Below are 23,337 nucleotides of genomic sequence, written 5' to 3' on the forward strand. Positions count from 1 at the left end.
GGCCGGTACGCACCTATTGATTCCGGAAGACGATAAATATCTAGGTAAGAGTTCCGATTCCGGACTATTATGATTATATAAGCACCTTTCGGAAGTTTATACTATTTAGACGCACTCTCAGCATCGTCGTGCCCGAACTGGTGGAACGGCCGGGTGTACTCGTTCCGAATAAGGTCCTCATCAACGACCTCCAGTCCAATATCGTTGAGGTCCCTGCCGATGCGGCTCAGGTCGTTTCCGTCGGCTCCGACCACCTCGACGTGGACGTTGTCGGCCCCGGTCATGACCTCCCGGATGGCGACGACCCCGGACACATCGAGTGCCCGCTGTGCGACCTCCTCGCGCTCGTGGATTGGTGCTGTACAGACGATGAGCGTATGGAGTTGGTACCCCGCGGCCTCGTAATCGACATCGACATCGTAGCCGGCGATGACGCCAGCGTCTTCGAGCTTCGTGATGCGATTCCGAACGGTTCGTGCGGAGACATCAAGCGATTCGGCTATTTCACTCGCTGACGTGTGTCTCGCATCCTGCTGGAGCGCGTAGATGATGTTCCGGTCCAGGTCGTCGATAGGGTACTCCGCGTCGGCCATGGCGGCTATTTTGATGGCTACCAGTACAAAGGTTCAGGATATTGTCCCAGACGGCGTGGTCTCGGCTGTGACGCGCCAGCAGTACGACGACTCGCTACGGATTCGAGGCACCGACGCCGCTGTGTCTCAAAGGAGGACCGACTGTTCGGTGAGCGTCACAGTTACCGATGGGCGATATGCGACCCAGTCTGCGTTCTCGTCCGTGCGGTAGGAGAGGGGTACTGCATCAAAGTAGCCTTGCAGTGTGTACGTGCCGGCAGCTGAGACCCGCCGCCCGTCGAGTTCATACTGCCGCTCGATGGATTCGGTAGCAGCCAGCGTGCCGGTGAGTGGGGCATTGTCTTTGCTCGCCCCGTTTGGCTGTATTTCGACGGTGTCTGCCTCCGCATACTCATCAGTCACCAGTAGAATGTCAGATATCCTTGACTCACCCGCTGGAGTCAGTCCTAACACCCCGAGTGGCCAGGTGCCGGTGTTCTTGATGATAACGCCCTGTGTCCCAGTGTTTCGGAGCGTTATGTCCAGCCGGCCGGGGCTTTCGATTGCTATGTTTCGGTCGACTGCCGTCACGTCGAGCGCGAGCGGGTGGGAATCATCTTCGGTTTCCACGCTGGAGATAGTGTACTCGGTATCACCCAGACAGCCGGCTAGCCCGGACAGCGCAGCCGTCGACACGGCCAGATACTGGCGGCGATTCATGTATCCACCTCTCTGGCGTGTGCGGAGCCGTCAGTCAGTCTCATGAAGATATCCTCGACTGTCGCGTCAGACGAAAGGTCACAAGTGTCCCGGAGCGCCGGCAGAGTCCCTTCCACAATGAGATCTCCCTGGTAAAGAATCCCGACGCGGTCACAGACTAGATCGACCTGCCCGAGAACGTGACTGGAGAAGAACACCGTCGCACCACGTTCGGACTCCGCTTCCACAACATCCCGCACCAGCGCGACGCCGTGGGGGTCAAGCCCGGTGAACGGCTCGTCGAGAATCAGAAGGTCCGGCTCCCCGACGAGACTCATCGCGAGTGCTAGCCGCTGTTCCATCCCCTGTGAGAACTCTCCAGCAGGTCTTTCGATAGCATCAACCAGTCCGACGCGCTCAAGCAGTGCCCGCGGGTCGTCATCCGCACGCTTCGTATCAATCACCAGTTCGAGATGCCGCCGCGCGGACAGCGACTCGTAGGTCTCGAAACGGTCGGGACAGATACCAACGCGCTGATGGCAGGCAACGACATCGTTCCATGGATCGTGGCCGAGAACGCGCGCTGTCCCCGACGTTGGTTTGATGTAGTCCATCAGCAGGTTGATCGTGGTCGACTTGCCGGCGCCGTTCGGGCCGAGGAAGCCGTACACCTCGCCCTGTGCAACAGTCATGTTCAGTTCATCAAGCGCAACAACGTCGCCGTACTGTTTCGAAAGGCCATCAGTCTCGATTGCCGGCGACGTCATGCGAGGTCACCTCGGTTGAATCGATAGCTGGCCAGTGCGAGTGGGATGACTCCCCAGAGAAGCAATACGACGAGAGCGATCGATTCGTGGAGATAGGCTGGGACTGGCTGTCCACTGAAGGCTGCGTCAACGACGTACGCGTTGACCGAGTGCCCGGGATACAGTACTGTGGCGACTACCGTGTACTGGTCACCGGAGTTCGCCAGCCCGAGTATCCCGTTCGTTACAGTTCGGTACGCTCGATCCGGTGAAATCCGAAGGATAGCGAACAAGAGACCGTCAGCTGGCGGGTTGAGCGGATTCACTGCGTTCCCGGTCACAGCTGAGTAGAGACGGACACCAATGATTTTCCACCCAAGTGTCAATAGCAGAAAGAAACCGCCGAAGAGTACGGCGGTTACACGGACTGTGCTGGTCGTCACTGCCGATGCCGCTGTTGCGATCGACACGAGCACAACGATGTACAGTACCGTCACCAGAAACACGCCGATGAAACGCAGCGGGGAGAACAGCCCGAACTTGAAACCACCAATCACGCCGAGAACAATTGTTGAAACGGCAAATGGTACCACAGCGCCGACGCTCCGACCGAAGACTTTGCCGATGAGAATGTCAGTCCGCGTGAGTGGCAACCCCAGCAGGAATTTCAGACTGCCTGACGTGCGCTCCTGGATAATCGACCGATACGTCAGTAACAGCACACAGAGTGGGAGGAGGAACGACCCGGCTACCTGCACGAACCCGACCGTAACGTCCGGGCCAAGCAGATCCCAACTGATGTAAGTGGGATTATATCCCCAGACGACGAGCAGGGGTGCAAGTATCCAGGTGCCTTTCGATTTGAGTAACGTGGTTGCCTCTTTCCGTGCAACAGGGAACCATCGGGGGAGGGCCATATGGTCGGGTTTGAAAGTGTATTATATAAAACACACTGTCAACTGCTGCTATGTTTAAACGAAAACGGGATATCGCTTCGGTCGGGCCTGAAAGGCACTGGTGCCCCTGCTTAAGACCAACCGTGTTCTGAGAGCGCCCTGCCCTCGCCTCGAAAGACTGTTCTTAAGTTACGGCCACAAGAACGAACAGCCATGGAAAACCGAACCTACACGGCGGACGCAGCGCCGGGTGACACGGTCACCGTCGCCGGCTGGGTCCACGAGATCCGAGACCTCGGTGGTATTGCCTTCCTTATCCTTCGAGACACCACTGGAAAGATACAGGTCAAATTCGAGAAAGACGAGATGGACGACGACCTCGTGGAAACGGGGCTGAACGTCCAGCGCGAGTCGGTCATCTCGGTGACCGGCGACGTCGAAGAGGAGCCACGCGCGCCGACCGGTGTCGAAGTCACGCCGGAGTCTGTCGACGTGATCTCGGAAGCCGACCCCGAACTGCCGCTTGACCCGTCGGGCAAGGTCAACGCCGAACTGCCGACCCGCCTCGACAACCGGACGCTCGACCTCCGCAAGGACGAGGTGAAGGCCATCTTCGAGATCCGCGCAGAGGTTCTCCGGTCGGTCCGCGAGGCGTTCCGGGACATCAACTGCACGGAGATCAAAACACCGAAGATCGTCGCCACGGGGACCGAGGGCGGCACTGAGCTGTTCCCGATCACGTACTTTGGCCAGGAAGCGTTCATGAACCAAAGTCCGCAGTTGTTCAAGCAGCTGATGGTCGGCTCTGGCCTCGAACGTGTCTTCGAAATCGGCCCGATCTTCCGCGCCGAGGAGCACAACACGCCACGGCACCTCAACGAGGCGACCTCTATCGACTTCGAGTCGGCCTTCTACGACCACACCGAGGCGATGGACGCCTGTGAGCACGTCGTCCAGTCCGCCTACGAGGGCGTCGCCGAGAACTGTCAGGACCAACTCGAAGCGCTCGGGCTTGAAGACGAGTTCGCGGCCCCCGAAGGTGACTTCCCACGGCTCACCTACGAGGAAGCGCTCGACAAGATCAACGCCACCGGCGAACTTGACGAGCCGCTGGTGTGGGGCGACGACCTCTCGACGGAGGCCGAGCACGTCCTCGGGCAGGAAGTCGGCGAGCACTACTTCATCACCGACTGGCCCAGCGAGATCAAGCCGTTCTACATCAAGGACCACGACGACGATGAAGAAGTCTCGACCGGCTTCGACATGATGCACCCGTCGATGGAACTGGTCTCAGGCGGCCAGCGTGAGCACCGCTTTGACCACCTCGTCGAAGGGTTCGAACAGCAAGGGCTGGACCCGGAAGCCTTCGAGTACTACACCAAGATGTTCAAGTACGGCATGCCGCCACACGCCGGCTGGGGCCTCGGCGGCGAGCGCCTTATCATGACGATGCTCGGGCTAGAAAACATCCGAGAAGCGGTGCTGTTCCCGCGAGACAGACAGCGACTCTCTCCGTAGAGTCGCACTGCCTCGCAGTGATTCAATTTTGCCAAGCGTAGAGTGTCAGAGGTGGACAGCCGCAGGGCTACACACCGAACCGACACGACGACCGAAGTCCGGCCTGTCCCCGACTAGGCGTTTGCCGCTGCCTGCTTCAGAATCTGTGGGGCGACCACAACTTCGAGGACAGCTATACCGAGTGCAACATACCGTATCGTTCCCTCAAGAAAGAGGAACGCGACAGCCGCGACAACCGTGGCGCTGATCAGTGGGATACCGTAGCGAATGGCCGGGTTTTCGAATGGGGAGGGCATACAGACTAGTCACTTGGGCGACATAGCTTATTTTTTCTGTATCTGTCACTGTACAGGCAGAGATCGAGAGCGGTCAGTATACGACCGAGAATACGCAAGCAGGGCGGATACTGCTCACGTCACGGCACGGGGCTCAGTCGTCTGCGGGCGCAGTGCCGCCGGAGCCGATGCTCATCCCGGACCCTGAGACGGTGCCTTCGTTGGCGGCGACCCAGCGCAGGAGCAAGAACGCGAAGACGTACTTCGCGAGGATATCCAGCCCGGAGTAGCCCCACGAGGTGACGCCGACACTCAGCAGGGCGACTCCCTCGGAGCCCAGCGCCCACAGAATCGGATAGCCGAGCCACAGCACCACAGTTAGAATCTTGAGCGTCCCGAATATCTCGCTCGTCCCGGCGGCCTCTGCGTCGGCCGGCCACTGGACGAGCAGGACGTACAGCACTGCGACGAAGAACGCACAGCTGATGCCATAAAACACCCAGCGTAGCAGGTGCGAGGAGGTGATGAGCGCGGCGGCGAGGCCGGTCACACACATCCCGATGTCCATCGTGATTGCGGTGAACAGCGATGCCATATCAGTATCGGCGAGCAGGCCCAGCGCCAAGAGAATCATCGGTGTTGAGAACGTCCACGTCAGATAGCGGCCCCACGGTGACAGAACCTCCTGTCCGGCGAGGGCGTGGCCCGGTGGCATCTGCAAAAATCCGACCGTCAGCCCGGAGGCCAGGCCGGCATAGCTGGAAATCGAGACCAGCGGCACCAACATCGTCGCGACCCAGATGAGTTTCGCGCGGGGCGACTCGATATCCCGACCCATCGCGACGAACAGGAGGATGACGACGCCCGCCAGCGCGATGTTCACCCAGATCGATGAGTTCAGGAGGAAATCCGACTGTATCTCCTGGAGCACGTCTGACTGTGTCGCCTGAAGCACTGTCGTTGCAGTGGTACTGGCAGCTGTCATGTATACTGGCTACGAAGAGCACACTTAAAGACGCGTAGCCAAACGGTATCGGTATCCGCTGTTGAATTCGGGTTTCGGAAGGGCAGGACCAGTCCCGGACGCGAGGGTGGAATCGCCGCGCTAATCAGTCTCAGACCACACCTGCTCGCTCGTGTCCAGCGGCGGGCAACTCACTCCGGAAACAGCTCTTCGTCACGCTCGATGGCTTCGATACGCGCAATTTCGGCGTCGGACAGTTCCAGATCGGCAGCGGCGAGGTTGGCTTCGAGATGGGATCGGGAGGACGCCTTCGGAATCGTGACGACGTTTTCGTAGCTCGTCACCCAGGCGATGCTGACGGCGGCCGGCGACATGTCATGCTGGTCAGCAATGTCGACGATGGTCGGCTCCTCGAACACGCGACCGCCGGCCAGCGGTGCGTACGCGACCAGCGGGTAGTCGTGTTTCTGGGCGTCAACGAGCAGTGATTCGCGCCAGAACAGCGGATGGAACTCAACCTGATGTGCAGCAATCGCGTCGAGGTGATCGCGCGCGACAGCCAACTGGTCCGGGTCGAAGTTCGAGAGTCCGACATGCTCTGTCAGTCCGGTCTCGCACACGGCCTCGACAGCGGGCAGTGTCGTTTCGGGGTCGTAGTCGCCACGGGGACGGTGGACGTACAGCAGGTCGACAGTGTCGAGGCCGAGACGGTCAAGGCTCGCTTCTGTTGCCGGGCGGACAGCAGTCGCTTCGAGGGCGTCAACCCAGAGCTTCGTCGCGACAGTTAGAGCGGCCCGGTCGGTGTCGGCGGTGGCGATGCCCGCGCCCACAGTGTTCTCGTTGTCGTAGATTTGAGCGGTGTCGAGATGGCGGTAGCCACAGTCGATGGCTGTCCGAACGACCGCCTCGTCCCCGATACCCATCGTACCGAGTCCGACCGATGGAAGGTCCATACATCCCAGTTGCACGCTGTGGTAAAAAAACAGCCCGTCTCTGCCAGCCCGTATCCCCCCAGATACGGCCTGTTGCGCCGTTAGAAGTCAGTCCGCTGCGTGACAGCCTCTGCGTGATCAGCCCACTTTTCGACGGTAGGCGACCCCCAGTACTTCACTGCGCCACTTCGCTGGTCGTAGTCAATGAGTCCGATCCGATGCAGCACTGGCAAGTGCTCCTCTTCAAGCTGTGTTCGGATAGTCGAGGGCGACGTGTCTGTTGCATCGACTGCGCTCTTGGCCCCTTGCTCCGATATTGCCGATGCTAGTGCCGCAACGTCAGCGGCTGTCTGGTCGCCGCTCGCGAAGTAGTGACAGACGGCCCGCCGCCGCCAGTCAGCCAAAACCTCAAACACATCATCTACGTCCGCCGTAGACAGCGTTCTGTCCGACGGCGTCATCCCACACCACTTGTCACTTCGCGGCCCAGCATTCCTTTGGTTGCTCATTTGTGCGCGTTAAATTAAAGACTCCTAGCATCATCAATCACACGCCTAGACTTACTAGGTAACAGCAAAGAAACGTTGTAAATGATTTATTAGTACAACCATACCCCCACCACTAAACATCAAAAATAGCACAAATTAGGTTCCGTTCTGCTCGCCGGAGATGCTGGAGGAGCGTCGATGAAGCGATATCGAGCGTGGCCGCAAGTTGCTCAGCGTTCGTATCTCGTGGCCAAGCGTAGTACCCGGCCAGAAAGGCCGTACGAAGGACTTCTTGCTGGCGATCAGTCAGGTTGTCACGCGGGTCCGATTCGGTGTCAAGTATGTCGTTTGCCTGTTCACACTCCTGTTTTGCCGTCAGCGTAAAGTCAGGTGTACAGACAGCAAGTGCCTCCTGTATCGTGCGAGAATCAGCACCCAGTGGTGCCTCGACCGTTATCGAGAGCGTCCCTCCCTCTGCGACCAGTGACCGGCGGCGAGCGCCGACATCCAGCAGGAGCGACTGGATGGTTTCTGTCACCTGCAGTTCGAGAATACCACCGTCGTCATCTGTGCGAACAACCCGCGAGTCGAGAATGTCCTCGTGAGAGCGAAGTTGCTCCGAGACTGCATCAGCCGGTCCGCCATCGACGGAGAGGTACAGGAGATGGGTCGGGTCGATGTTGACGGACCCGACAGCCTCGAGTCGGCACCCGTATGCGTTCGCTACCGAGATGAGGGGCGTATCAGTGTTTCGCGATTCAAAAGTCAGTTCGAGTATCTTGTCATGTGAGAGCAGCCGCCGGTTCTGGACAGCCATGAACGCGAAACCAAGCATCTCGCCGAGGACGGCGAAACTCTCCACGACACGTGTGGTGAACGCATCCGACTGGTCGGTACACACGCACAGGACTCCGTGGACGATGTCGCCGTGAACGATTGGAATCGCCGCAATAGAGCGGGTTCCCCGACCAGCCTCAGCACTTTCCCACATGGATTCGGACCCGCTTTCGACTGTCGTCGTCTGAATCGTTCCCGTCCGAAGCGCCGTTTCACCCGGACACGTGTCGGTTTGATCGTCACCGGTAATGCTGTCCAGACATCCCTCGTCATCGCCGGCGACCGCCTTCGGAGTGAGGCTGCCGCTGACCCCGGATCGCTCACCGATCCAGGCTATATCACACAACTCAGACTCAACGATCCGGTCACACACTGTCTCGGCGAGTTCGTCCTGAGTTGTTGTCGTTCCCAGCGCACGGATGAGATCCTGAACTAGAACGTTAACCCGGTCGAGCGTTACCAGCTCGTCTCGCTGTCGTGCGATTGCGTTCTGCCGTTTCCGCTCTTCAGTGATATCCTGGTGGATCCCAACAGCCCGGATCGCCTCGCCGTCGTCGTTCCATTCGAACACTTTACCGAGGTCACGAATCCATCGCCAGTCCCCGTCTTTCGTCCGCATTCGGAATTCACACTGGTACAGCTCGGTTTCCCCAGTCTTCAGCTTCCCGAGCGCCTGTTCTGCTCGGTCAAGGTCATCTGGATGGACGAGATCGGCCCACGACTCGTAGTGCGGCTCCAGTTCATCCCTTGCGTAGCCGAGCATCCCGGTCCAGCGCTCGTCGAAGGTGACATCGTTGGTTTTCGGGTTCCAGTCCCAGACGCCGAGCTCTGCACCCTCAAGCGCAAAGTCAAATCGCTCCATCATCTCCTGATACTCTTTCTCACGGCGCTTTCGCTCCGTAACGTCCCGTGCGACGCCGATGACTCCGTTGTAGTTGCCGACTTCATCGCGGGCCAGCGTGTGGTTAAACGAGAGCTCGCGTTCGGTGCCGTCTTTCCGGCGGAACCTCAGATCAACAGTCGTACTCTCTTGGTCAGGTGCTTCGAGTAGCTCTTCGACGGCCGCCTGTCCCTTCGGAAGTTCACCAGGTGCGAGGATTTCCGAAATGTGTTTACCGCACACTTCACCCGGCTGGTACCCGAGAGTCGCCGCGAACGAATCGTTACAGAAATCGATGACGCCACGTTCGTCGACTGTGTAGAGCCCGTCCTGTGCCCGCTCAACGAGGAGGTCAAGCAGTGCCGTGTGAGCGTCACGCCGAGCGGTTTCGGTAATGTCCCGCAGTAGGACAAGCGTAAGCCCACCCGCGGTGTCCGGCAGTTCGTATCCGTGCCGAAGGAGATACTGGTCGTGGTCCTTGCCAGGGGCCCTGAGGGCAACCGGCTCGGTGGGTGAATTCCGGAGTCGTCGTAACTGCCGGCGACCGCTGGGTGTATCGGGCAGTGCCCCAGCCATGGCGTCGACGAGATCCTCGACCTCGAAGGTGTCATCGAGGCCAGAGACAAACGCCGAAACCGCTTCGCTCGACCACTGTACCGTCCCATCATCCGCCAGCAGGACAGCGATTTCGTTCGCTTCAGCACGCGATTCAATTCTAGACACTGACTCCCGTAGTACGGACTCGGTCCGGTCGACTGGGGCTGATACGACGCTGACGATCTTCTCCGCCAGCAGCAGCGGCTGTCCATCCCCCTGTTTCATCACGACCGTCTCCGCGTCGTCGAAGACAGTCGCAGCGCTGTCCGGCGCAGTGATGTCCGTGTAAAGGACGACCGGATAGCGGTCGTTCGACACCAGTGCAGCCGGGATATCACCCAGCCCAGTCGGGTCGAGGACGAGACAGGAGACATCCGTCGACGCGGCGGCTTCCAGCGCGGCATCTGTCGTTGCCACGCTCGTCACGGTTATGTCGGCGTGGTGGTCCGTTAGCCCCTCCTGTATCTGTTTTCGTGCCGTCGCGTCGGAATCGAGATACACGACTTCGATTTCTCGACTGGCAGCGTCGGTCTGTCTCGCTCCCGCAAACGCGATGTTGTCGAGGTCGTTTCCAATCATCACCCTGGTATGCTGTTCAATCACTTTACTGAGGCGTAATAACTGTTCGGCGGCGACAGCGATATCCAGACAGCGAAATCACACGTTCAACGACCACAGTGGCTAAACGTTGCGGATAGCACACAGTTTCTGTCGTAATCTATCGGACAGAAACCACGTGGCCGATGGCGTACGGTGTTCAGCCACTACCTCCTCACTAGCTACCATCTCGTCGAATGAGTCCGGTGAAACACCTGACATCAGTCGACAACGAACAGCCGCTCCCGGAGGGTTTCTGCGACATCAGTGAGATGTGCCTGTCCGAACGCCGCGACCAGCAGCGCTCCGAGCGAATTGAACATCGTATCCCGGACCGTGTCATCAAGGCCGTGTTGCGCCAGCGGCATTGTGACACCCGTTTCGGTGGCAACAATATCGAGCGCAAACTCGAACAGTTCCCAGATCACCCCGAAGGAGAGCACGACGACGAAGATGTACACGAAAAAGACGCGTCTGGGGATGTGGATCGAATCGTTATGGAGGTCGATGGTCCGGGCTGTCGTATACCCGAACGCAGCGATGAGTGAGGCTGACATCGCATGAGTGAGGTGGTCCCACCAGCCGATTTGTCCGTAGAGTCCGGCCGAACCGAGTGTATGGAGGAACACCGCGGTCGTGATCCAGAGGGCGAGCCACGGGTCAAGAGCGAGATTGTAGTTTCGCCGCATCACCGCGGGGAGAAACGTGACGAGCAGGCCCATACCGCCGTTCGTGATCGGCTTCGGTTGGCCGGCGACGATGCCGTAGCCGACCAACCCGAGCAAGACGAGTTGCATCGCACGGGTGATCCGCTGCTGGTTCCGCATCGACGGCCGGGGCAGCCTCATCGTCGCACCGTCCGCTGGATGGCGCGCCAGAGGCGGTCCCGCCGTCTGAAGTAGCCATCGAACAACACACCCGCGGCGAGTCCGGCAAGGGTAACGTACAGCCACTCGGTCATCAGCGCCTCGTTGGTCGTGAGATACGACGTCCCGAGAAACCGGTCAGCGTTCCACCGGAACACTGTCCAGGCCGCCACAGCGGCGAGCGTCGTCAAAACGACGAGCCCAATGGCGAACCAGTGCGTGAGCGTGAGTTCGGTGAACATGTGAAGCTCAACGATTACCAGCAAGGCCAGCGCAGCGAGTGAGAGGTAACTGGCGAACGTTCCGACGGTACCGCCGACAAGCCCGCGAGCCAAGACCGGAAGCAGCGCGAGAACAAGCAGCTCCCAGGGGAGCATCACGCGCCACTCGCGGAACGCCACCGGCGGCACGAGGACGACGAAGCCGACGACACTGACGAACAGTATCCACTGGTAGTCGGTTTCGAGGACGCTTTCGACGAACACAGCCGTGAGAACCGCGACGAGCATCCACGCGATGAGTGCGTTTGTTCGCCCGTCGCGGAAGAGCCTCTCGAACGTGTCGTCGAGGTCGATATTCCCGAGACTGCCCCCGGAACGGCCGGAACCATCACTCATTGCACTGAACTGCGGTACGACGGCGAATAAACCCAGCGACGTGTTTATACCCCTTACGGCCCGTTATAGTGGTATATGATGCTGCCGACGCACGCGATAGCGGGGCTTGCCATCGCGACACCGCTGCTTGTCCTTGCGCCAGACCACGCCGCGGTAGCGCTTGCTGGCGGCCTCGTCGGTGGCGTTCTGCCCGACCTCGACCTGTACTCGGGGCATCGGCGCACACTGCATTACCCCAGCGGGTACACGCTCGCGGTTGTCCCGGCTGCTGGGTTCGCGGCCATCCTCCAGACACCGCTGCTCATTGCGCTCACCTTCTTATTGATGGGCGCTGCCCTCCACTGCCGGATGGACCGGTACGGCGGCGGCCTCGAACTCCGCCCGTGGGAAGCCACCTCCGAGCGCGCCGTGTACGACCACGTCCGCGGGCGATGGCGGTCGCCGAAGCGATGGATACTGTACGACGGTTCACCCGCGGACGTGGGGCTGCTGGTGCTTGTCGGTGCGCCGCTGTTCGTCGTGCTTGACGGGCCGTTCCGGTGGGTCGTCGCCGCGGCCCTCCTCACCGGTGCGACCTACGGGCTCCTCCGTCGTCGACTAGCAGCCTTGGCGCCGGTCGTGTTCGGCAATGTCCCCGAATCGATTGCAGCCCACGTCCCGGACCGCTACCGGCAGTAACGTTCCGCTGTCGCGTCGCTTTCGGTCATTTCCGCGCTGCTTTCGTTACTTCTGTCCCGCCAGAGCGTCTTCAGCAACACCGCGTAGCGTCAACCACGTGTTGATACCCGCCCGCAGTGCCACGAGGTCAGCCGCCGCAACCGTGAGTTCGACTTGCCGTCCATCCCGGCTGAGCCGCGCCGTCGTCCGGTCGCCCTCAATATCGTCGATTTCAGGGCGGATGCTCCGCTCGATGGCGCGAGCCCGATCAGCGCTGTCATACTCGGCGGTGAGGTGGGTCTGATGTGTCGCAGTCATACTCTTCAGGATGGGACGTCCTCGTATCGATCACAGGGCTGCCCCAGAAAAGCCGTTCGCAACGTGGCGCAGCCGGCCGTCGACTATCAGCCGCGTCACCGACAGGCTCAGTTGACGTTGATTTCCTTGACGTCGGGCGACCGCTCCTTCAGCAGGACGCGGTGTCCGCAGTACGGACAGCGAACGCCGCCGTACTCGTCCAGCGTCACGTCGCGCTTACAGCGTGAACACTTGTAGCTCATAGCTGAGAGATAGGGATGAAGGTCCTTTACTCCTCGTCTTCGGACAGTGCGGCCCGAATGGAGCGTCGAACAGTCTTGCCGCCAGGCGTCTCCGGCTTGTAGCTGCCGCCGGTGAACTTGTAGTCACAGTAGCTGCACTGCCAGATGCCCGTGCCTTGGCGGTCGACGCGGTCTTCACCGCAGTTCGGACAGGCGTGGTCCTCGTTCATCTCCGATTCAATCTCCGCAACGCGGCGTCGGGACACGCGACCGTAGCGAGCGCCGAAACGGCCCGAGCTACCGGTCTTTCCGCTCTTGCTAGCCATAGTGGTCTGTTGTCCGCCGAGCGGCCACATAAGGCCTTCGAGATTCGGTTCCCGATGGCTCCACGGCGACACAACTCAAGGGGGTGGCGGGCAAACCGTCGGTCGATGGCAGTGTTCGACGAACTCCGAGGTCGCCTCAAGCGGGTCGCACCAGCCACGAGCGGGCGGCTTACCGCCTCGGAGTTCTTGCTCTCGGGCGCGGCGGCCGGACTGGTCGGCTGGGGTGGTACGCAGGCCCTTACTTGGTCAGGCCGCGCTAACGGTGCGCTGTTCGCCACGGCGCTGTGGGTCGTCTTGATCGGCGGCTTCGTGGGTCTGACGGTCCTGCACGCACCCGACTCCGTTCGCTTCTCCGACGCGATGCTCGCCTGGGGGACGGTCAATACCACTGCGATGGCGTTGACCGTCGCTGGCTTCCTCGGTGTCGTGCCCGGGCAACTGGCGTTCTGGCACGCGTGGGTGGCATCGACAACCGTCGGCTACTGCTGGACCGGTGGCGTTCTCGAAGGGGCTGGCCAGCCCGCTCGCGGGCGCGGCTATCTGGGTGCGGGCGTTGTCGGCCTCTGTCTACTGACTGCCGGGGCCGTCGAGTTTCCACTGGTCGCCCCGGCTGGCTATCTGGCGCTCGCCGCACTCCATGCGCTCCCGATGGTCCTTGACGTTCGAACAGCGTTACCGGCTGTTCACCGGACTGGTGTCGTCGGTGTCGCGGTGGCCGCGGTGCTCGTTGCCGGCGTTATAGTTGTCTAACGCTGGAACCAATCGGCTCTTTATTCACCGCCAACAGGTCCCTGTATGGATATTTCGCACCAAGACGTGTTCTGGGGGCTTGCAGCGGTCTTTCTGCTATTCAGTAGCGGCTGGTTCCTTTTGTCTAATCGGTTGCTGCTCGCCGCTTCAATGGTGTTGAACGGTTTCGTCGCGGTCGTCGCCTGGTGGTATACGCGGGGCCAACCAGTACAAGTCTGAGCCGCTAGGACCGAGACATAGTCGAGCTACTGGCCGGCTACTCCTGCAGCTCGGCTTCCTTGAGCGCCTCGTTCAGGTCGGCTCGGACGTGTTCACCGAGTTCGCGGTCGCCAGCCGTCGTGACGACGCGGTTCTCCTGCACGCTAGAGCCGTCGCGGATGAGTACCCGGACGTTGCCGTTGGCGTCGGCGCGGGTCGCCTTCGCCCGGACGCCCGTCGGCGAACTCGCGCCGCCGGCGTCGATGGGGCCAGGGATGACTTTCTTGACGTGGGGGTGGCCGGCGACGGTCTGGATGACACGCTGGCCCGACCGGCCACCGATGAGCGTCGAATGGCTCCCGCCCAGTTTCTCCGCCGGCGCGGCGTCGACCACTTCGAGCGCGGGCTCGCCCTGCCGGTCGATGACTCGCTGAACCGGGTCGTCGCCCTCAACGCGGAAGAACTCGTAGTGCAGTTGGGGGCGGACGGCGGCGATGACATCGCGGTCACCCGTGACGTACACCTCTTCGGGCCGTTTACGTCGGACCTCATCCGCGACGAGGCCGGCGAAGTTGCGGAGTTCGACGACAACTGTTTCGTCGCTCCCATCGCCCTCGGGCGTCGTCGTCACCGTCCGCTGGCCGACGGCTGCCCCGTCCAGCAGCGAAGTCACCGTCGCCCGCTCACGGTCGAGTTCGAGGACGACAGCGTCCGTATTGGCAGTGTGACAGACCAGGCAGTAGTCGCCCGGTCGGTCAAGCGGCGTGGCACACTGCCGACAGTCCATAGCTGTGGCTACGGGCCCGCGCTGATAAGGAGGACGGTTCACATCTTACGCAGTCATAAACTCAGCCCTCGTCTTCGATGGTCGCGCCCGGCGGATAGATGGCACAGACAGCAGCGTCGTAGCCGGCGTCGGAGAGGCCAGTCCCGAGCGCGAACACCGTCTCACCGAGCATCGCCATCGCGGCGTCGCCGCCGGCTTCGGCCACGTCGTCGATAACGCCTTTCACCTCCGGAGTCAGCAGGTTCGCCTCGCGGGAGAACTGCCGGGCGGCCTGCACAAACGTCGGGAGTTTCGGCTCTTTGACCACGGTCGAGAGCGCGCGCTCGCCGGCGGCCGTCAACGTCTCCGTGTCGCCGCCGACCACGTCCGCCGTCGATAGCTCGCCGAGCGTGACGTACTCGATGCGGCTGCGAGCCGGGATGGCATCGAGGTAGTTGAACTGCGGTCCGCCGGGTTCGAGGCGGAGCGGCACGCCACCGCGGGCCTGTCCGACGACATCGCCGAGGCCCGAGCCGGACTGGACCTCTGCACCATGGGCGATGGTCACCAGTTCGTTGTACGAGAGTCCGTGGCCGAAGACGGCGTTGGCCGCCAGCGCAGTACCAAGCGCCAGTCCGCCGGAGACGCCGAAGCCGGACCCGAGCGGGAGCGGCGTTTCGGCAGTGACAGTCGCCGTGGTTCGCAGGGCGTCAAGCACTCGCTCGACGGCCTCCACCTCAATCGGCTCGTCGTTCAGCGTTACCTTGGTCTCAGCCCCGCGGCTGACGGTAACAGAAACGCCGTCAGACAGGGCCAGCCCGCCGCCGCGAGAGCCGGTCTCGATCGGGTCATCGCCCCGGTCAACGGTAAAAAATCCCGTGATGTGGCCGGGGACGAACGCGTGTGCTTCGTCGCTCATTGCCTCTCCGTGGGACCCACTGGCGTTAAGGATTGGTGGTCGCCCGCTCCGGCCACGCTGGCTGGCGGCCGTTCGCTCCACGCAGAGTTTCAGAAGACCGACAGGCGGTTCTCCGACCCGTAGTTTGATGTGTGTTTACGGCGGATGACTGTGCAAACATGCCGACGATAAGCGCGCGGCTCCCGAGCGAAGAGAAAGCCGAACTGGACGACGTCGCTGAGTTGCTCTCTGAGGACCGGTCGACCACGATTCGGAAGGCACTCCGGGAGGGACTGGAGACGCTCCGGCTCCGCGTCGCCGTCGAGCAGTACCAGTCCGGTGACGTGTCGGCGGCCGAAGCCGCACAGCTTGCGGACCTCTCCATCGCCGAGTGGCTCGACGTGGCCCGCGAGCGAAACCTGACGACACAGCTCGAACTCTCTGATCTGGAGCTCGATGCTGACACAGCCGCGGAGCTATGACCCGTATCTACGTCGGGCCGACGGCGCTGTACTCGCTTGGCCAGGTAGGGGAGCTGTCGCTGCTGGACGCCTTCGACGGCGATATCGTCATTCCGGAGCCAGTCATCAACGAGGTGCAGGTCGAACCGACTGCGACGAACCTGACCGAATACCGCGAGAACGGCATCGACACCGACGTTGACGAGGCCCACGTCGACCAGGCCAGGTCCCTGCTCGGCGATTCCGACCTCGGACCCGCCGTGACGGTGCTTGCCGGCGTGTTAGCCCACCGCGACAGCGACGACCGCTCCGCCGTGGCTGTCGTCTCCGAGGACCGCACCGTTCGCCGGATGGCGCAGGGGCTGGGGGCTGAAGTGACGAGCAGTTTCGGCGTCGTGGTCCGGGCCGCCATCGAGGACAAATATCTCAAGCCGACCCAGGCAAAGCGGATTGTCAGGCGTATCGACCAGCATGGGATGCACCTGACGGGGGAGTTGCGTGAGCGGGCGGTTGGCGAGGTCGCATAGCGCCAATTGAAGACGCGCTGGCGTCGGCCCATCTGTGCTGGGGTAAGGGACTAATAAACACGGTCCGTACTCTCTGCCGTGTCAGAACAACCCGCGCCTCAGTTTCTCGTGGCCTCGGCTGCCGTCTGCGTGCTGGGCTGTCTCGTCGGAGCACTGCTCCCGATTGTCGTCGGGTCATCCGCGGCGTTTACCGGTAGTGTGACTTCAAGCGGGCTTCTCGGACTCGTCTTCACCGTGCGAAACCTCCAGCTGCTTCGCGTGACCGGCGAGCCGAGTTTACCACCGGCCGTCCTGACCACGATTTTCGGCGGCTGGTTCATGCTTGCCCCGTTGTTGTACACCGATGTCGGCTTTCTCGCGACTGCGGGAACACAGCTCGCCGGAACAGTCATCTCGACGTTCGGACTGTACGTCACGGTCGCCGGGCTGGCCGACGGGCCAGCATAGACGGCCGCGACAGCTACTTACCGACCGCAGCGGAGAGCTCTGTCGAAACAACGTCGACAGCGCTCTCAACATCTGGATGTCTTCCCGTTCCGACATCCTTGCAGCCCTGTTTTCTGTCGATTCGGACCATGCTATCGTCGAAGAGCTCAGGGCGAACGACAAGTTTGGCTGCAGCACAGACGCCGTCGTCGTCCGGAATCCGATACTCGACGATGCCGCCGTTGGCGTCGTTTCGCTGCCACGGTGCCGGCGGGTCCGGTAGCGCAGCGACCAACTCTTCCGGGTCAGCGGCTGTCTCCGGTGACGGGTGCGACATACCGTAGTATAGTCTGTGAGACGCAAACGTGTTACGCCGAATATCCCATCATTCTACTATCGGTGCATGGATCTGACTCTTCCCACCAATTCGGACGGTATACGCTGATATCGGACGTTTCGGACCCTGAGATAGCCGGAGTGCCGCCACCCGCGTTCGGAACTAGATGCATGGGTTTAACACTCCGGCTCCCAACTCTGGAGGTATGCAGGGTAATCTTCCGCCTGAAGCACAGGAGAAGCTCGAGGAACTGCAGGATCTTCAAGAGACAGCACAGCAGGTCGCCGCACAGAAACAGCAGGCCGAGACGGAGCTCCAAGAGTCCCAGACGGCGCTGGACGAGCTCGACGACATCGACGAGGACTCGACCATGTACCGCGAGGTCGGTGAACTCCTCGTGAAGACCGAGTTCGACGAGGCACAGGACGACCTCGAAGAGAAGGTCAACAGCCTCGAAGTCCGCGTCGAGACGCTCCAGAAGCAGGAAGAGCGCGTGCAGGAGCAGTTCGAAGAGCTCCAGAGCGAGCTCCAGCAGATGCTCGGCGGCGCAGGCGGCGCGGGTCCGGCCGGCGGCCCCGGCGCTGGCGGCGCATAAGGCGATGCCGACAGACGATGAGGTCGTCGAGACAGCCTCAGCCGCTGCCGAAGACGTTGTCTTCTCGCGATACGATGTCAGCGCGGTCGAGGACCTCGACGTGACTGTCACTTTCGAAGACGGCGTACTGGACGTCGACGTGTACGTCAACGCGCCCGACAGTCGTCAGGACGAGGCACAGGTCGCGGACGACGCTGCCCTTGCCGCACGGGCCGCCGTCGACGACCTGTTCGAAGCATAGGCACCCGCAACGGAGCGGGCAGTCACTCGGTGTTCTACCGGCGCCGCGAACCGTCAGTCGTGGCTATCAACAGCTGGGTCCCCGGTCCGATCGCTCGCGAAGCCGGTTCGGAACGCGATCCAGCCGAGCACTGAGACGAACAGTATCGGTGGGAGAATCATGAACCCCCATAGCGGGTCCAGTCCCCAGCCAAGTAGGAGGGCCAGATCGAACAGCCCGATAGCGAGAAACGGAGAGACGAACAGGAGGGCGCGCTTCCGGTTCATCTCGCCCGACGATTCCGACGCCGACGAGTCCTCGTCACCCGCAAGTAGATCCGCTGTCGTGCGGTCACCAGTTCCGTCGCCAGCATGGACGCTGGACTCGGCGGTGTCATCCATACGCATTACTCGGAGTTCAGCAAGCAAAAAAACCGCGCTTGGTCACTCGGCGGGTGGAGAGCCGTCAGGTCAGGGGGAGATTACGCGTCGCTGTCGTCGTCAGTGGACTGTTCGTCGTCCACATTCGTCTCGTCAGTGGAGTCCGCGTCTGCATCCGCGTCGTCAGTCGGTTCCTCGTCAGCGTCGTCCGTGCCACCGCTCTCAGATGCCGATTCGGTCTCGTTTTCGGCCGCGTCACTCTCGTCACCAGGGGTCAGGTCGCTGATCTGTGCGCCCAGGTCACCCATGAGCTCGCCGGCTTGCTTCTGTCCGATGAGCGTGTGAATCTCGCTGACGAAGTCAGGGACCTGTTCGGGGAGGTCCGACGGCGGGCCGCGCTGGTCGCCTGCCTGGCCGGCGTCAGCGGGCGGGCTACGACGGTCAGCCGCCTCGGCGGCGCCGTTCGACGTGTTCTTGTCAGCGCTCGCTGTTTCGTTCGCTGCCTGTTCGGCAGCGTTGTCTGCCTGTGCATTGTCCGCGTGGTCATCAGCCTGTGCGCCTGCTGCGCCGGGGAGTGCCGCCGCCGAGCCCGTGATGACGAGCACAGCAAGCAGGCCGCCGGCAATCGTAGTGAGTTTCATTGTGATCGTTGCCTCCGCTTGGCTCTCTGGCCCGATGGCATATGAAGGGGGAAAGCAGAAAAGGCGAATTAAGGCGAATGTGTCCGAATTGGCTGTTCTATCGTCTGTTTTAATTCGGATTAATCCCGGTTCAGTGGCTCCTTGCCACACTATCGTGCCGAGACCAGACTGCCAAGTGTGATGACTGGTACGCGCGTCGTGCGGCCGGTCCGGTCAACGAAGACATAGCCGGTATCGGCTAGACGAGAGCGCACGGGACAGGTCACTGAAACCGCCGCCGGGGTAGCTTTTCATACCCGCGAGCCCAACACTGGTTCATGGAACACGATGCCACGGTCGAAGGGGTCGGCGTCGGTGTCAACGAGGAAGGGGGCGGTACGCCGGTCGTTTTGCTCCGTGCACGCGAGGAGATCATCCCTATCTTCGTCAGCACGGATCAGGCCCAGTCGATGCAACTGGCGATCGACGGCGAGCCCTTCGAGCGCCCGCTCACCCACGATCTGTTGGTCGAGATGGTGACGGAGTTCGGGGGAGCCATCGACCGGGTCCGTATCGACGATCTGGCCGACGGGACCTTCTACGGGAAGATCGATGCGGAGCAGTACACCGACGACCGGCGCAAGGACATGGTGTTTGACGCCCGTCCTTCGGATGCCATCGCGATTGCCCTCCGGGTAGACTGTCCGGTCGTCGTGACAGACGATGTTATCGACGAGGCCGGACGATCGCCGGAGCAGTTCGATCAGGGCGGGAGCAGCAGTGAGGATCTCGGACTGTGAGGACGCGAAACCTTTCTGCGTCTATCCGCTCTAAAAGTAGGTGATGGGGTACAAATCGGTCATCTTCGACAACGACGGCGTGTTGCTGACACTGACGGACATGGATGCACACTACGTCGGCGCGCGCCAGGCGTTCGAGGAACTGGGGGTAGTCTCACCGTCGACAGCCCACGTCGAGGCGATGAGTATCGGCGTGACAGTGCCCGAACTCACCGAAATCTGTACGCAATACGATATCGACCCCAAGCGGTTCTTCCGAGTTCGTGACGAGGCCCTGACCGCGGTCCAGCGGGCGCTTATTCGAGCCGGAGAGAAACAGCCCTACGCCGACGTATCTGTCCTCGACCGACTGGACTGTCCGCTAGGTGTGGTTTCCTCGAATCAGCGCGATACCGTCTCCTTCGCCTTTGAGCACTTTGATATCGGCCACCACTTCGACACCGTCTGGGCGCGCGAGCCGACAGTCGAGAGCCTCCGGCGGAAGAAACCGCGGCCGTACTACATCGAGCGGGCGATGGACGACCTCAACGTCAGCAATGCCCTGTTTGTCGGCGACAACGAATCCGACATCGAGGCGGCACATCGGGCCGGGATCGACTCGGCGTTTATTCGTCGACCACACCGTGTTGACACGCAACTCGACGTGACACCGGACCACGACGTGTCTGGCCTCGAAGACGTGGTTCAGCTCGCCAGTGGACGCAGCGGGAGCGATTGAGCCGTATCCGGACCTAATGGATACACACTCTTCGTTTTCTGGTACGTATACTGAAAGCAACCTTTCCCATGGCAAGTGCCGTGAAACGGTATGGAGAAGCCGGTCGGTGGAACGGATGAGAACGAACAAGCGGCACGTGACACACCGGCACAGCAGTCGCCCCCTGTGCTGTTGGAGACGCTTGCCGCGCGAATGCCCGAGCCGGTGGTCGTTTCCGCCGCAGACGGGGAGATACGGACCGGGAACGACCACCTCTGTGGCCTCCTCGACTCGGACCCATCGGACGTGTTTGGAAGCCAGATAGGTACGTTCTTCCCGGGTCTGGATGGCGTTGACCTCAGAGCCCACTGCAGTCAGTCACCAGGAACACCGCTAACGTCGTCGTGTTCTGCCGGCGACACGGAGCGGTGGGTCGAAATCGCCTTCGAGCCCCAGCAGTGGGACGGTGAGGAATTGTATCTGGGAATCGTCCACGATATCACCGAACGCCATGAGCGAACGGAGATGCTCGAACAGTACGAACGGATCGTTGAGACCATCGAGGACGGCATCTACACACTTGACGAGGCGTTCACGATGCAGACGGTCAACAGTGCCGTCGAGTCGATGACCGGCTATGATAAGGACACGCTGGTCGGGTCGAACGCGACGCTACTGGCAGACGAATCCGTCATCGAGGAGGCCGCGGAGATGTCGCGGCAGTTCATCGAGGGCGAACGCGATGTCGGGACACTGACTACGGATCTCAGAACCGCTGACGGAGACACGTTTCCGATCGAAACCAAGTTCACGACGTACGACCGCGAGGACGGGAGCTACCGGCAGGTCGGCGTCGTTCGGGATATCTCTGACCGGAAGCGGTTCGAGGAGACGCTCGCGGCGCTGCACGAGTCAACCAGAAAACTGCTCCACACGGAAACCAAGACGGCCGTGGCCGAGCAGATACTCGACACAGCCGTCGACGTACTGGAGCTCCCCGATGTGGCGATCTACCTGTTCGACCGAAGCGACAACACCCTTCGCAGCGTCGGCGATACCGAGAAGGACAGAGCCGCGTCTATCGGTCCGGGCGAGAGCGCAGTGTGGGACGTGTTCGTGCAGGACAGCGCTGTCGAAGTTCCCCCGGCGAGAGCATCGACCTCGGTGCGGGACCGGTCGCGGCGGACGCAACGCGGCTCTGCCTCCCACTCGAAGACCACGGCGTGTTCTACATCGAACTGGGCGAGCAACACAGCGACGCCAGAACCCGGGAGATGGTGGACTTGCTCGCCGCCAGCGCCGAAGCCGCGCTCGCTCGTGTCGACCGCGAGACGACGCTCCGCGAACGCGAGGCCGAGCGCCGCGAACAAAACCGTGAGCTACGCCGGCTCAAGCAGGTCAACGCAATCATTCGCCGGATCGACCAAGTGCTCGTTGAGGCGGAGACCACTGAAGAGATTGAGCAGGCGGTGTGTGACCAGTTGGCCGAATCCCAGTGGTTCTCCTTTGCCTGGCTCGGCCGACAGGACGCGACGGAACTCGTTCCCAGAGCGTGGGCGGGCGACACCGCCAGCTATCTGGACGCTATTTCGCTGTCGCTGGAACGCGAGGGCGGGCCGCCGGCCGTCCAGACTGCACAGTCCGAGGCGATGACTATCATCCCATCAGTGGCGGACAACCTCCGAGGCGACCATTGGCGGACAGAGGCGCTCTCTCGAGAGTTCCAGTCAGCACTCAGTATCCCGCTCGAATACGACGACTTCGTCTACGGTGTCTTGACGGTGTATGCCCAGCAGGAAGACGGGTTCGACGAGATGCTTCAGGAGGTGTTCGCCGAACTCGGCGAGACTATCGCAAACGCGATACGAGAGGTCGAGTCCCGACAGCGGCGGGCCGGCGATGGGACCGTCGAACTCGAACTATCGCTGTCGGCCCCGCAGTCGTTCCTGACCCACCTCGCAGACCAGGTCGGCGTCCCGGTCGTCTGTGAGGGGGCCGTACAGCGGAGCGACGGGGCGATACGCCTTTTCGTCGCTATCTCGGACTGCGACCCGGTTGTCGTCGAGGAACAGATGGTGTCGATGGCTCGTGTCGACACCGCGAGAGCGATCTCGGCCGACCAGTTGGACGGGCTTTACGAGGTCGTCGTGACGGGTCAGACCGTCGCGGAGACCATACTGGAGCAGGGTGGGCGGTTGAAATCGATCCGAACATCGACGGGTGGACTCACGGTGACAGTTGTCGTCTCGAGTGAAACCGATGTCCGGCAGTTCGTCGAACAGTTTGGCGAGCGCTACACGAACGTCACACTGATCGCGCGCCGTGACGGCGCACAGTCCGACGGGCAGCAAGACGGGACGGTCCGGTCGGCACTGGAGGAGCAACTCACCGACAGGCAGTTCGAAGTACTCCAGACGGCGTACCTGAGTGGCTTTTTCGACTGGCCGCGAGAGACGACTGGTCAGGAGATCGCAGCCAGTCTAGACGTGTCACAGCCGACAGTCAACCGACACCTCCGTGTCAGCGAGCGAAAGTTGCTCGAACTCGTGTTCGGCGATAGCTGATAGCGTCGCTATACTATTAGTGACCAGTCCGGCAGGCGGTATCTGTATAGCCACAATCACCTTTTGAACCACTGATCAAGGGACAAACAGCG

Annotated in this window: 30 protein-coding genes and 1 pseudogene; 12 read left to right on the forward strand and 19 right to left on the reverse strand. The window is 61.4% G+C overall.

The features are described 5' to 3' along the window. Positions 1-101 precede the first annotated feature (101 nt). From ACODNH_RS05640 to ACODNH_RS05655, 4 genes are all read right to left on the reverse strand, one after another. Complete coding sequence (locus ACODNH_RS05640) at positions 102-593, reverse strand: Lrp/AsnC family transcriptional regulator (protein ID WP_306708248.1); 492 nt, start codon at positions 591-593, stop codon at positions 102-104. A gap of 126 nt (positions 594-719) precedes the next feature. Further along, positions 720-1,292: a hypothetical protein gene (locus ACODNH_RS05645; RefSeq protein ID WP_434531079.1), complete on the reverse strand. Its 573-nt coding sequence runs from the start codon at positions 1,290-1,292 to the stop codon at positions 720-722. After that, positions 1,289-2,038 (reverse strand): ABC transporter ATP-binding protein, encoded by a 750-nt coding sequence (locus ACODNH_RS05650; RefSeq protein WP_434531080.1) that lies wholly within the window; start codon positions 2,036-2,038, stop codon positions 1,289-1,291. The genes ACODNH_RS05645 and ACODNH_RS05650 overlap by 4 nt, the downstream gene beginning before the upstream one ends. Continuing rightward, complete coding sequence (locus ACODNH_RS05655; protein WP_434531081.1) at positions 2,035-2,934, reverse strand: ABC transporter permease; 900 nt, start codon at positions 2,932-2,934, stop codon at positions 2,035-2,037. Before ACODNH_RS05655 ends, ACODNH_RS05650 begins: the two co-directional genes overlap by 4 nt. Positions 2,935-3,126: 192 nt before the next feature. Here ACODNH_RS05655 and aspS point away from each other — a divergent pair, with 192 nt between their 5' ends. Further along, on the forward strand, positions 3,127-4,431 hold the full coding sequence (gene aspS, locus ACODNH_RS05660; protein WP_434531082.1) for an aspartate--tRNA(Asn) ligase: 1,305 nt from the start codon (positions 3,127-3,129) through the stop codon (positions 4,429-4,431). A gap of 113 nt (positions 4,432-4,544) precedes the next feature. Here aspS and ACODNH_RS05665 read toward each other — a convergent pair whose 3' ends face one another. The 7 genes from ACODNH_RS05665 to ACODNH_RS05695 all read right to left on the reverse strand — a co-directional run bounded on the left by ACODNH_RS05665 (position 4,545) and on the right by ACODNH_RS05695 (position 11,484). Beyond that, positions 4,545-4,727: a hypothetical protein gene (locus tag ACODNH_RS05665; RefSeq protein WP_306708256.1), complete on the reverse strand. Its 183-nt coding sequence runs from the start codon at positions 4,725-4,727 to the stop codon at positions 4,545-4,547. A 133-nt stretch (positions 4,728-4,860) separates the two neighbouring features. Beyond that, complete coding sequence (hop, locus tag ACODNH_RS05670) at positions 4,861-5,691, reverse strand: halorhodopsin (protein ID WP_306708258.1); 831 nt, start codon at positions 5,689-5,691, stop codon at positions 4,861-4,863. A gap of 170 nt (positions 5,692-5,861) precedes the next feature. After that, positions 5,862-6,623, reverse strand: a complete 762-nt coding sequence (locus ACODNH_RS05675; protein WP_306708260.1) for an aldo/keto reductase — start codon at positions 6,621-6,623, stop codon at positions 5,862-5,864. Positions 6,624-6,703: 80 nt separating this feature from the next. Further along, positions 6,704-7,063, reverse strand: a complete 360-nt coding sequence (locus tag ACODNH_RS05680) for a DUF7344 domain-containing protein (RefSeq protein WP_306710424.1) — start codon at positions 7,061-7,063, stop codon at positions 6,704-6,706. 160 nt (positions 7,064-7,223) lie between these two features. Continuing rightward, complete coding sequence (locus ACODNH_RS05685) at positions 7,224-9,983, reverse strand: PAS domain S-box protein (RefSeq protein WP_306708262.1); 2,760 nt, start codon at positions 9,981-9,983, stop codon at positions 7,224-7,226. Positions 9,984-10,222: 239 nt separating this feature from the next. Continuing rightward, on the reverse strand, positions 10,223-10,828 hold the full coding sequence (locus tag ACODNH_RS05690; protein WP_306710426.1) for a hypothetical protein: 606 nt from the start codon (positions 10,826-10,828) through the stop codon (positions 10,223-10,225). Between the two features lie 17 nt (positions 10,829-10,845). Continuing rightward, positions 10,846-11,484, reverse strand: coding sequence for a hypothetical protein (locus ACODNH_RS05695; RefSeq protein WP_306708264.1), 639 nt, complete (start codon positions 11,482-11,484; stop codon positions 10,846-10,848). Between the two features lie 75 nt (positions 11,485-11,559). On the opposite strand from ACODNH_RS05695, the gene ACODNH_RS05700 reads away from it, so the two are divergent. Then, positions 11,560-12,162: a metal-dependent hydrolase gene (locus ACODNH_RS05700; protein WP_306708265.1), complete on the forward strand. Its 603-nt coding sequence runs from the start codon at positions 11,560-11,562 to the stop codon at positions 12,160-12,162. A gap of 45 nt (positions 12,163-12,207) precedes the next feature. Here ACODNH_RS05700 and ACODNH_RS05705 read toward each other — a convergent pair whose 3' ends face one another. From ACODNH_RS05705 to ACODNH_RS05715, 3 genes are all read right to left on the reverse strand, one after another. Beyond that, a complete protein-coding gene (locus tag ACODNH_RS05705; RefSeq protein WP_306708267.1) occupies positions 12,208-12,459 on the reverse strand; it encodes a KEOPS complex subunit Pcc1 in 252 nt (83 codons plus the stop codon). A 107-nt stretch (positions 12,460-12,566) separates the two neighbouring features. Further along, a complete protein-coding gene (locus ACODNH_RS05710) occupies positions 12,567-12,701 on the reverse strand; it encodes a DNA-directed RNA polymerase subunit P (protein WP_004517024.1) in 135 nt (44 codons plus the stop codon). A 26-nt stretch (positions 12,702-12,727) separates the two neighbouring features. Continuing rightward, on the reverse strand, positions 12,728-13,036 hold the full coding sequence (locus ACODNH_RS05715) for a 50S ribosomal protein L37ae (RefSeq protein ID WP_004591489.1): 309 nt from the start codon (positions 13,034-13,036) through the stop codon (positions 12,728-12,730). Positions 13,037-13,111: 75 nt separating this feature from the next. On the opposite strand from ACODNH_RS05715, the gene ACODNH_RS05720 reads away from it, so the two are divergent. Further along, a complete protein-coding gene (locus ACODNH_RS05720) occupies positions 13,112-13,756 on the forward strand; it encodes a hypothetical protein (RefSeq protein ID WP_306708272.1) in 645 nt (214 codons plus the stop codon). 256 nt (positions 13,757-14,012) lie between these two features. On the opposite strand, the gene ACODNH_RS05725 is transcribed toward ACODNH_RS05720, so the two are convergent. Together ACODNH_RS05725 and ACODNH_RS05730 are read right to left on the reverse strand one after the other, a co-directional pair. Then, positions 14,013-14,741 carry a DUF2103 domain-containing protein gene (locus ACODNH_RS05725; protein ID WP_306708275.1) on the reverse strand — a complete coding sequence of 243 codons (729 nt, stop codon included), beginning with the start codon at positions 14,739-14,741 and terminating at the stop codon, positions 14,013-14,015. A 61-nt stretch (positions 14,742-14,802) separates the two neighbouring features. Beyond that, positions 14,803-15,639 carry a pantoate kinase gene (locus tag ACODNH_RS05730; protein WP_306708277.1) on the reverse strand — a complete coding sequence of 279 codons (837 nt, stop codon included), beginning with the start codon at positions 15,637-15,639 and terminating at the stop codon, positions 14,803-14,805. 158 nt (positions 15,640-15,797) lie between these two features. On the opposite strand from ACODNH_RS05730, the gene ACODNH_RS05735 reads away from it, so the two are divergent. From ACODNH_RS05735 to ACODNH_RS05745, 3 genes are all read left to right on the forward strand, one after another. Further along, a complete protein-coding gene (locus tag ACODNH_RS05735) occupies positions 15,798-16,100 on the forward strand; it encodes a UPF0175 family protein (RefSeq protein ID WP_004957605.1) in 303 nt (100 codons plus the stop codon). After that, positions 16,097-16,606: a hypothetical protein gene (locus ACODNH_RS05740; protein WP_306708279.1), complete on the forward strand. Its 510-nt coding sequence runs from the start codon at positions 16,097-16,099 to the stop codon at positions 16,604-16,606. The genes ACODNH_RS05735 and ACODNH_RS05740 overlap by 4 nt, the downstream gene beginning before the upstream one ends. A gap of 129 nt (positions 16,607-16,735) precedes the next feature. After that, on the forward strand, positions 16,736-17,053 hold the full coding sequence (locus ACODNH_RS05745) for a hypothetical protein (RefSeq protein WP_049919058.1): 318 nt from the start codon (positions 16,736-16,738) through the stop codon (positions 17,051-17,053). A 13-nt stretch (positions 17,054-17,066) separates the two neighbouring features. Here ACODNH_RS05745 and ACODNH_RS05750 read toward each other — a convergent pair whose 3' ends face one another. Continuing rightward, positions 17,067-17,369 (reverse strand): hypothetical protein, encoded by a 303-nt coding sequence (locus ACODNH_RS05750; RefSeq protein WP_306708283.1) that lies wholly within the window; start codon positions 17,367-17,369, stop codon positions 17,067-17,069. A 205-nt stretch (positions 17,370-17,574) separates the two neighbouring features. Here ACODNH_RS05750 and ACODNH_RS05755 point away from each other — a divergent pair, with 205 nt between their 5' ends. Next, positions 17,575-17,964 (forward strand): prefoldin subunit beta, encoded by a 390-nt coding sequence (locus tag ACODNH_RS05755; protein ID WP_306708285.1) that lies wholly within the window; start codon positions 17,575-17,577, stop codon positions 17,962-17,964. Positions 17,965-17,968: 4 nt separating this feature from the next. Then, positions 17,969-18,205, forward strand: coding sequence for a DUF3194 domain-containing protein (locus ACODNH_RS05760; protein ID WP_306708287.1), 237 nt, complete (start codon positions 17,969-17,971; stop codon positions 18,203-18,205). Between the two features lie 53 nt (positions 18,206-18,258). Here the strand turns inward: ACODNH_RS05760 and ACODNH_RS05765 are convergent, their stop codons facing one another. Together ACODNH_RS05765 and ACODNH_RS05770 are read right to left on the reverse strand one after the other, a co-directional pair. Next, positions 18,259-18,585: a hypothetical protein gene (locus ACODNH_RS05765; protein WP_306708289.1), complete on the reverse strand. Its 327-nt coding sequence runs from the start codon at positions 18,583-18,585 to the stop codon at positions 18,259-18,261. 80 nt (positions 18,586-18,665) lie between these two features. Next, positions 18,666-19,205: a hypothetical protein gene (locus tag ACODNH_RS05770; protein WP_306708291.1), complete on the reverse strand. Its 540-nt coding sequence runs from the start codon at positions 19,203-19,205 to the stop codon at positions 18,666-18,668. Positions 19,206-19,522: 317 nt separating this feature from the next. Between ACODNH_RS05770 and ACODNH_RS05775 the strand changes: the two genes are divergently transcribed. The 4 genes and pseudogenes from ACODNH_RS05775 (at position 19,523) to ACODNH_RS05790 (ending at position 23,245) form a co-directional block, all read left to right on the forward strand. Beyond that, complete coding sequence (locus ACODNH_RS05775; RefSeq protein WP_306708292.1) at positions 19,523-19,984, forward strand: bifunctional nuclease family protein; 462 nt, start codon at positions 19,523-19,525, stop codon at positions 19,982-19,984. Positions 19,985-20,027: 43 nt separating this feature from the next. Next, a complete protein-coding gene (locus tag ACODNH_RS05780; protein WP_306708293.1) occupies positions 20,028-20,702 on the forward strand; it encodes an HAD family hydrolase in 675 nt (224 codons plus the stop codon). Between the two features lie 192 nt (positions 20,703-20,894). Next, a pseudogene (locus tag ACODNH_RS05785) lies at positions 20,895-21,518 on the forward strand (PAS domain-containing protein); the annotation flags it as partial. A 437-nt stretch (positions 21,519-21,955) separates the two neighbouring features. After that, on the forward strand, positions 21,956-23,245 hold the full coding sequence (locus ACODNH_RS05790) for a bacterio-opsin activator domain-containing protein (protein ID WP_434531083.1): 1,290 nt from the start codon (positions 21,956-21,958) through the stop codon (positions 23,243-23,245). Positions 23,246-23,337 lie beyond the last annotated feature (92 nt).

This window comes from Haloarcula sp. NS06, from assembly GCF_051122755.1.
In the GTDB taxonomy this organism is placed as follows: Archaea; Halobacteriota; Halobacteria; order Halobacteriales; family Haloarculaceae; genus Haloarcula.